Source organism: Streptomyces sp. 8L, assembly GCF_020176795.1.
In the GTDB taxonomy this organism is placed as follows: domain Bacteria; phylum Actinomycetota; class Actinomycetes; order Streptomycetales; family Streptomycetaceae; genus Streptomyces.
Genome location: NZ_JAIUKE010000532.1, coordinates 1 through 7,550, shown reverse-complemented (window position 1 = coordinate 7,550; position 7,550 = coordinate 1). Strand labels below are relative to the sequence as shown.

Below are 7,550 nucleotides of genomic sequence, written 5' to 3'. Positions count from 1 at the left end.
ACCCTCCCCCGTACCACCGCCCTCTCCCGTACCGCCGTCCTCTCCCCCTGCCTCCGGCACGCCGACCGCGGCGGCGCTGCTGCGGCGGCTGACGGCCGCCGGTGCCCCGCCGTTCGCCCTGCTGCGCCGGCGTACGCCCGGCCGTGCCGAGGACGTCGTGGAGGTGCTGGCCGGCTCCGTCCGCGTGGTGGACCGGCTCGCGCAGATCCCGGTCGGTGACCGGCCCTCGCTCGCGCTCGTACCGTTCCGGCAGATCAGGGAGCGCGGGTTCGACGTACGGGACGACGCCACGCCGCTCGCCGTGCTGGTCGCGGACGAGGTGTACGAACTGCCCCTCCACGAGGTGCTGGACGCGCTGCCCGCGCACGGCGTCCACGTCGCGGACGGCGGGTTCGACGTCGCGGACGACGCCTACGCCGACATCGTCCGGCGGGTCATCGAGGACGAGATCGGCACCGGGGAGGGCGCGAACTTCGTCATCAGGCGCACCTTCGAGGGGCGCGTGCCCGGGTTCGGGCGGGCGGACGCGCTGGCGCTGTTCCGGCGGCTGCTGGTGGGCGAGCAGGGCGCGTACTGGACCTTCGTCGTGCACACGGGCGAGGGCGGGCGCGTACTGGTGGGGGCGAGCCCCGAGGTGCATGTGCGGATGAGCGGCGGCACGGTCGTGATGAACCCGATCAGCGGCACCTTCCGCTACCCGCAGGGTCCTGAGGGGCCGACGGTGGAGGAGTTGCTGGCGTTCCTCGGCGACCGCAAGGAGACGGACGAACTGTCGATGGTCGTCGACGAGGAACTGAAGATGATGTGCACGGTCGGAGACCGGGGCGGGGTGGTGGTCGGCCCCCGGCTCAAGGAGATGGCCCATCTCGCGCACACGGAGTACGAGTTGCGCGGACGGTCGACGCTGGACGTGCGGGAGGTGCTGCGGGAGACGATGTTCGCCGCGACGGTCACCGGGTCCCCGGTGCAGAACGCCTGCCGGGTCATCGAGCGGTACGAGCCGGGCGGGCGCGGCTACTACGCGGGCGCCCTCGCGCTGCTGGGCAGGGACGCGGGCGGCGCGCAGTCGCTGGACTCGCCGATCCTGATCCGTACGGCCGACATCGACGCGGACACGGGCGCGCTGCGCGTCGGTGTGGGCGCGACGCTGGTGCGCCACTCGGACCCGGCGGGCGAGGTCGCGGAGACGCACGCGAAGGCGGCGGGCGTGCTCGCCGCGCTGGGCGTACGGGAGCCCGCGCGGCCCCGGCCGGCCGGCGCTGCGCAGGGGCCGGGACTCGCCCGCGATCCACGGGTGCGGGCGGCGCTGGACGCGCGCCGGGCGGGCCTGGCGCCGTTCTGGCTGCGGATGCGGACGGAGGAGGAAGAGCCGGTGGCGCGGCCTTCGGGGGAGCACGTGCTCGTGGTGGACGGCGAGGACACGTTCACGGCGATGCTGGCGCACCTGCTGCGCTCGTCCGGGCTCGCGGTGACCGTGCGCCGGTACGACGAGCCGGGCCTGCGCGAGGCGGCGCTGGCGCACCGGGGCCCGGTGATGCTGGGGCCGGGCCCCGGCGACCCGGCGGACCGGGCGGACCGCCGCATCCGGATCATGCGGGGCCTCGCGGCGGACCTCGTCAGGGCGCGCAAGCGCGGGCTGCTCGGGGTGTGCCTCGGCCATGAGCTGCTGATGGCGGAGCTGGGGCTCGACGTCGTACGCAAGCGGGAACCGCACCAGGGCGTGCAGCTGACGCTCGACGTGTTCGGGCGGCCCGAGACGGTCGGGTTCTACAACAGCTTCACCGCGCGATGCGACGACGAGACCGCGCGGGAGCTCGCGGCGCACGGCATCGAGGTCGCGCGGGACGCGGTCACGGGCGAGGTGCACGCGGCGCGCGGCCCGGGCTTCGCGTCGTGGCAGTTCCACGCCGAGTCGGTGCTGACCCTCGACGGCGTGGGCGTGACCTCCCGGTTCCTGGACCACGCCCTGCGGGCGGGCGCGGACGCGGCGGGCTGACCCTCAGCGCCGGGGGCGCCCGCGACACCGCGCGGGTGCCCCCGCCGCACGCACGCGGCCACGCGGTGCGCGGACGGCGGCGGGCAGCTTGGACTACAGCAGGCCCGCGCCACGCAGGTGGGCCGCGACCGCCTCGCGTTCGGAGGCCGACAGCGCGCCCATCGGGTGCGGTGTCGTCGCGTGGGCGATCACCTTCCGCAGCCGCAGCGCCTCCTTGAAGGCGCCGATCGCGGACGCGTAGCCGCCGATCCTTGCCGTGTCCCCCACCCGCACCATGGCGAACAGGGCCCGCAGCCGCTCCTGCTGGCGCGCGGCCTCCTTCGTGTCGCCGCGCCTGGCCGCCTCGAACAGGGCGACGTAGGCGCCCGGATCGACGTTGCCGAGCCCCGGCACGATGCCGTCAGCGCCGAGCGCGAGAGCGATGTCCGCCATCACCTCGGACCCGGTGAGCACCGAGAAGCCGCGCGCCCGCGCGCCGTTGGCGGCCGTCAGGTCGAGGGCCGTGCGCAGCGCGTCGAGGTCGCCGCTGCTGTCCTTGAGGCCGGCGATCAGTCCCGCCCCCGCGAGCTCGGCCGTGACCTCCGCGGGCAGTCTCCGCTGCACGTTGCCCGGGATGTCGTACGCCCACAGCGGGATGCCCAGCGCCCGGCTGACGGTGGTGAAGTGGTCCAGCATCTCGCCGGGGTGGGTCGGTGAGTAGAACGGCACCGTCGCCACCACCGCGTCAGCTCCGGCCGCCTCGGCCGCACGGGCCTGCGCGATCACGCGGTTCGTGGACAGGTCCACGGCGCCCGCGAGCACCGGGACCGCGCCCGCCGCGACCGAGCGGGCGACCGTGAGAACGCGCAGCCGTACCTCGTCGGTGTGGTAGGCGAGTTCGCCCGTCGAGCCGCCGACGAAAAGGCCGGTGGCCCCCGCGTCGAGGAGGAAGGCGCACAGCCGCTCCAGGGAGGCCACGTCGAGTTCGCGGTCCTCGGTCAGCGGGGTGCACACCGGAGGGACGACTCCCGTGACGACCCCTGCGACGGCCGGTTCGCTTCTCATGGGCCCTCGGTCCTCCTCTCGCCGCTGATCCCCAGACGTAGGACATGGGATGTTCGTGCGGACCGAAGCTACGCCCGTCCGCCGGAGCGGGCAAGAACCCGCCGGGGGCGGACGGCGGCGTGCCCGCCAGCGCGTCACCCGAAGAAGACGCCCGCCTCCTCGTACAGCGCGGGCGGCACCGTCTTCAGCGTGGCCACCGCCTCCGCGATCGGGACGCGCACGATGTCCGTGCCCTGCAACGCGACCATCGTCCCGAAGTCGCCGTCCCGTACGGCGTCGACCGCGTGCAGTCCGAAGCGGGTGGCGAGCCACCGGTCGAACGAGCTCGGCGTACCGCCCCGCTGCACATGGCCGAGCACCGTGGTCCGTGCCTCGTGCCCGGTGCGCTCCTCGACCTGGCGGGCCAGCCATTCACCGACGCCGGAGAGCCGCACATGGCCGAACGAGTCCTTCGAGGCGTCCTTGAGCACGAGTTGGCCCTCCCGGGGCTTCGCGCCCTCGGAGATCACCACGATCGGCGCGTACGAGGACCGGAACCGCGACTCCACCCAGCCGCAGACCTCGTCCACGTCGAACGGCCGCTCCGGGACGAGGATCGCGTTGGCGCCGCCCGCGAGCCCCGCGTGCAGGGCGATCCAGCCCGAGTGCCGCCCCATCACCTCGCAGACCAGGACCCTCCTGTGCGACTCGGCCGTGGTGTGCAGCCGGTCGACGGCCTCCGTCGCGACCCCGACCGCCGTGTCGAAGCCGAAGGTGTAGTCGGTGGCGGACAGGTCGTTGTCGATGGTCTTGGGCACGCCGACGCACGGGATGCCGTGCCGCTCGCCCAGCTCGGCCGCGACCCCGAGCGTGTCCTCGCCGCCGATCACGATCAGCGCGTCGGCCTCCGCCCGCGCCAGGCTCTCCCTGATCCGGGCGACGCCGTCCTCCGCGGCGAGCGGGTTGGTGCGGGAGGCGCCGATGATGGTGCCGCCGCGCGGCAGTATCCCCCGTACGTCCGGGATGTCGAGCGGCCGGCCGAGGCCCTCAAGGAGTCCGCGCCAGCCGTCCCTGAACCCGGTGAACGTGTAGCCGTACTCCTGGACGCCCTTGCGCACGACGGCACGGATGACCGCGTTCAGCCCGGGGCAGTCGCCGCCCCCGGTCAGTACTCCGACCCGCATGGGACTTCCCTCCGCCGCGGTGGGGGCGCGCCGGCTGCCCGGCGAGCGGCGGCCGGCCTGACACCGGCCCCTGCCTGCCACTGTCGCACGGCGTCACCGGGGCCGCCGCGCGACGCCTCGCGGGCCGTGCGCGCCCCGGCCGCCGCGGTGCTCAGTCGTCGTCGAGGCCGCGCTCGATCGCGTACCGCACCAGCTCGACGCGGTTGTGCAGCTGGAGCTTGCCGAGGGTGTTCTGCACGTGGTTCTGCACCGTGCGGTGCGAGATCACCAGCCGCTCGGCGATCTGCTTGTACGAGAGTCCCTTGGCCACGAGGCGCAGCACCTCGGTCTCCCGGTCGGTCAGCTGCGGCGCCTTCGGTTCGCCGGGCGCGGCCGGTCCCGGTCCCGCGGCCAGCCTGCGGTACTCGCCGAGGACGAGGCCCGCGAGGCCCGGGGTGAACACGGCGTCGCCCACGGCCGTCCTGCGCACCGCCTCGACCAGCTCGGCGGTGGAGGCGGACTTCACCAGGTAGCCCGTCGCGCCCGATTTCACGGCCTCCAGCACGTCCGCGTGCTCCCCGCTCGCGGACAGGACGAGGACGCGCAGGCCCGGCAGCGTGCCGACGAGCTCCTTGCACACCTGGACGCCGGGCAGGCCCGGCAGGTTCAGGTCGAGGACGAGCACCTGCGGCGAGGTGGCACGCGCCCTGCGGACGGCCTGTGCGCCCTCGCCCGCCGTCGCGACCACGTCGTAGCCCGCCTCCGCGAGGTCGCGCGCGACCGCGTCCCGCCACATCGGGTGGTCGTCCACGACCATCACCGTCACCGGCGCGCCGCCGTCCTGTTCGCGTGCCGTTCCGTCCTGCGCGGTCATGTCCTTCTCCCCCGTACGGGCTTCACCGGGGCCCCTCGCGGGACCGTCAACTCCACTTCCGTGCCCTGTCCCGGCACGGAGACCAGCTCCGCGGTGCCCCCGAGGTCCCGCAGCCGTCCGCGGATGGACTGCGCGACCCCGAGCCTGCCCTCACCCTCGGCCTGCGCGAGGCGGCCGTCGGGTATGCCGGGGCCGTCGTCGCGCACGGTCACGGTCACTCCGCCGGGCTCGTCCTCCACGAGAATCCAGGCGCCCGCGTCCGGGCCCGCGTGCCGTCTGACATTGTCCAGGGCCGCGCCGACGGCGGCGGCCAGCTCGGCGGCGGCCCCCGCGGGCAGCGCCACGGGTGCGCCGGGCTCCGCGAAGGAGACCCGGGCGCCCGCGTACGGCGCGAGGAGCGTCCGCAGGTCGATCGGGCCGTCGTCGCCCTTCCGGCCACCGGTCCTGGCACGGGGCGCGGTACGGGCACGGCGGGCGGCCGCGTCCGGGCTACGCGGCCGGTCCTGCGACGCGCCTCGCGCGTCCGGCGGGTCCGTCGAGTCCGGCGCGCCTTGCGCCTCCGGCGGGTCCGTCGCGTCCGTCGCAGCCGGCGGGCCCGGCGGGTCGGGTACATCTGCCGGGTCCGGCGGGCCCAGCGCATTCGGCGGGTCCGGCGCTCTCCGGGCCCCGGGGGTCTCCGCGACGGCGGACTCCGCCCGTACCCCCTGCGTCTCCGGCACCTCCCGCGTCTCCTGCACCTCTTCGATCCCTTGCGCCTCTTTTGTCCCTCGCGTCCCCCGCGTCCCCTGCGTCTCTCTCGCGGCGGGGATGTCCGGACGGAGGCCGCTGGTCACGAGCGTCCGCAGGGCGACCTCCTGCTCGCCGGCCATCCTGCCGAGCTCGGCGGCCTCGCCCCCGAGCGCGGTGCCGCGCCGCTGCACCATCGCGAGGACCTGGAGCACGCTGTCGTGGATGTCGCGGGCGAGCCGCTCGCGCTCGCGCGTCGCGGCCTCGATCTCCAGGGCGCGCGCGAGCGTGCGCTCCGAGGCGCGCGCCACCTCCACCACGTATCCGATGCCGATGGAGGCGACCCACACCAGCACGACGTTGTGCAGGGTGTCCTTGCTGGGGTGCGCGCGCTCGACGATGTCGGCGACGGCGACGAGGGTGGAGGCCGCGCAGGCCATCCGCCAGCCGCCCTTGATCGCGAAGGCGAGGACGGCGCCCGCCGTCCATATCGACGGCAGCGTCGTCACGTCGGCGCCGCGCGCCTGCACGTCGGCGAGCGGGGTCAGGAGGATGCCCGCGAGCGCGAGGGTCAGATCGCAGGCGAGGAAAGGCCGGGTGCAGCGGGCCGCGCCCGACACCCGGGGCAGCGTCGCCACCGTCCAGACCAGCAGGACGGCGAGGTAGGCCACACCGAGCCAGAGCCGCTCGTAGCGGTGGCGCTCGTACCCGAACAGGACGATCGTGTAGACCATCGTCAGCAGCCGGTACGCGGCCAGCGCACGCCACAGCGGCACCTCGACCGACATCCGGACGACCGGCTCCCGCCGCGCCCTCTCCATCTGCCCCGCCCCCCGTCTCCGTGCGGCGCGACCGCTACCGGGACGGCCTCCGCGCGCCGCCCCTGCCGTCCGCCGCCGCCTTCTCCGCCTCCGCGATCTTCCGCTTCGCGGCCGTCGCGTAGATGTCGACATACTCCTGCCCCGACAGCCTCATGATCTCGTACATCACCTGATCGGTCACCGACCTGTGGATGAACCGGTCGTTCTCCATGCCCAGGTACCGGGTGAAGTCCAGGGGCGCGCCGATCCGGATACCGGGGCGCATCAGCTTGGGGACGACCTTGCCCGGCGGCTGGATCTTCTCCGTGTCGATCATCGCGACGGGGATGACGGGGGCGCCGCTCAGCAGCGCGACCCGGGCGAGGCCGCCGGGCTTTCCGCGGTAGAGGCGGCCGTCGGGCGAGCGCGTGCCCTCCGGATAGATGCCGAACAGCCCCCCGCGCTCCAGCACCTTCAGGGCGCTGTTGACCGCCGCCTCGCCCGCGCCCCTGGCACCCGAGCGGTCCACCGGCAGCTGGCCGACGCCCTTGAAGAACGCCGCCGTCAGCTTGCCCTTGACGCCGGGGGAGGTGAAGTACTCGGCCTTCGCGATGAAGGTGACCTTGCGGTCCAGTACGGCCGGGAGGAAGAACGAGTCGGAGAACGACAGGTGGTTGCTCGCCAGGATCGCGGGGCCCTCGTCCGGGATGTTCTCGATGCCCTCCACCCAGGGTCTGAAGGCGAGCTTCAAGGAACCGCCGAGGGAGACCTTCATCGCGCCGTAGATCAACTCGGTTCCTCCTGTGTGCTGGGCGTCGACCATAACCCGCGTCCCACGGGTGCGGCGGCGGCTTCGCGTCGCGGACGCGCGAAGGGCCTGGTCGGTGTCAGTCCGGTCGCGTACCGTGAGATGACCTGAGCGCGTGCGGGCGTCCCCCTGCCCCGTACCTCCCTGATTTCCCGTGTCC

Annotated in this window: 6 protein-coding genes; 1 reads left to right on the top strand and 5 read right to left on the bottom strand. The window is 74.3% G+C overall.

Annotation, left to right across the window (positions count from 1 at the left end):
- The first annotated feature begins 76 nt into the window (after positions 1 to 76).
- Positions 77 to 1,996, top strand: a complete 1,920-nt coding sequence (locus tag LCE31_RS33435; RefSeq protein ID WP_225021183.1) for an anthranilate synthase family protein — start codon at positions 77 to 79, stop codon at positions 1,994 to 1,996.
- Positions 1,997 to 2,089: 93 nt separating this feature from the next.
- Here LCE31_RS33435 and LCE31_RS33430 read toward each other — a convergent pair whose 3' ends face one another.
- The 5 genes from LCE31_RS33430 to LCE31_RS33410 form a co-directional block, all read right to left on the bottom strand.
- The gene (locus LCE31_RS33430) at positions 2,090 to 3,040 is read right to left on the bottom strand and encodes a dihydrodipicolinate synthase family protein (protein ID WP_225021179.1); all 951 of its coding nucleotides are present in this window, start codon (positions 3,038 to 3,040) and stop codon (positions 2,090 to 2,092) included.
- Between the two features lie 134 nt (positions 3,041 to 3,174).
- A complete protein-coding gene (locus tag LCE31_RS33425; RefSeq protein WP_225021177.1) occupies positions 3,175 to 4,203 on the bottom strand; it encodes a 6-phosphofructokinase in 1,029 nt (342 codons plus the stop codon).
- A 151-nt stretch (positions 4,204 to 4,354) separates the two neighbouring features.
- Entirely contained in the window at positions 4,355 to 5,056 is a 702-nt protein-coding gene (locus LCE31_RS33420; protein WP_225021175.1) for a response regulator, read from the bottom strand.
- On the bottom strand, positions 5,053 to 6,603 hold the full coding sequence (locus LCE31_RS33415; protein ID WP_225021173.1) for a DUF5931 domain-containing protein: 1,551 nt from the start codon (positions 6,601 to 6,603) through the stop codon (positions 5,053 to 5,055). The genes LCE31_RS33420 and LCE31_RS33415 overlap by 4 nt, the downstream gene beginning before the upstream one ends.
- A gap of 34 nt (positions 6,604 to 6,637) precedes the next feature.
- A complete protein-coding gene (locus LCE31_RS33410) occupies positions 6,638 to 7,357 on the bottom strand; it encodes a lysophospholipid acyltransferase family protein (protein WP_225021181.1) in 720 nt (239 codons plus the stop codon).
- Between the last annotated feature and the right edge of the window lie 193 nt (positions 7,358 to 7,550).

Bases quoted from the DNA above. Each gene is read 5' to 3' on its own strand.
- LCE31_RS33430 (WP_225021179.1), bottom strand. From the start codon at position 3,040: ATGAGAAGCGAACCGGCCGTCGCAGGGGTCGTCACGGGAGTCGTCCCT.
- LCE31_RS33425 (WP_225021177.1), bottom strand. From the start codon at position 4,203: ATGCGGGTCGGAGTACTGACCGGGGGCGGCGACTGCCCCGGGCTGAAC.
- LCE31_RS33420 (WP_225021175.1), bottom strand. From the start codon at position 5,056: ATGACCGCGCAGGACGGAACGGCACGCGAACAGGACGGCGGCGCGCCG.
- LCE31_RS33415 (WP_225021173.1), bottom strand. From the start codon at position 6,603: ATGGAGAGGGCGCGGCGGGAGCCGGTCGTCCGGATGTCGGTCGAGGTG.
- LCE31_RS33410 (WP_225021181.1), bottom strand. From the start codon at position 7,357: ATGAAGGTCTCCCTCGGCGGTTCCTTGAAGCTCGCCTTCAGACCCTGG.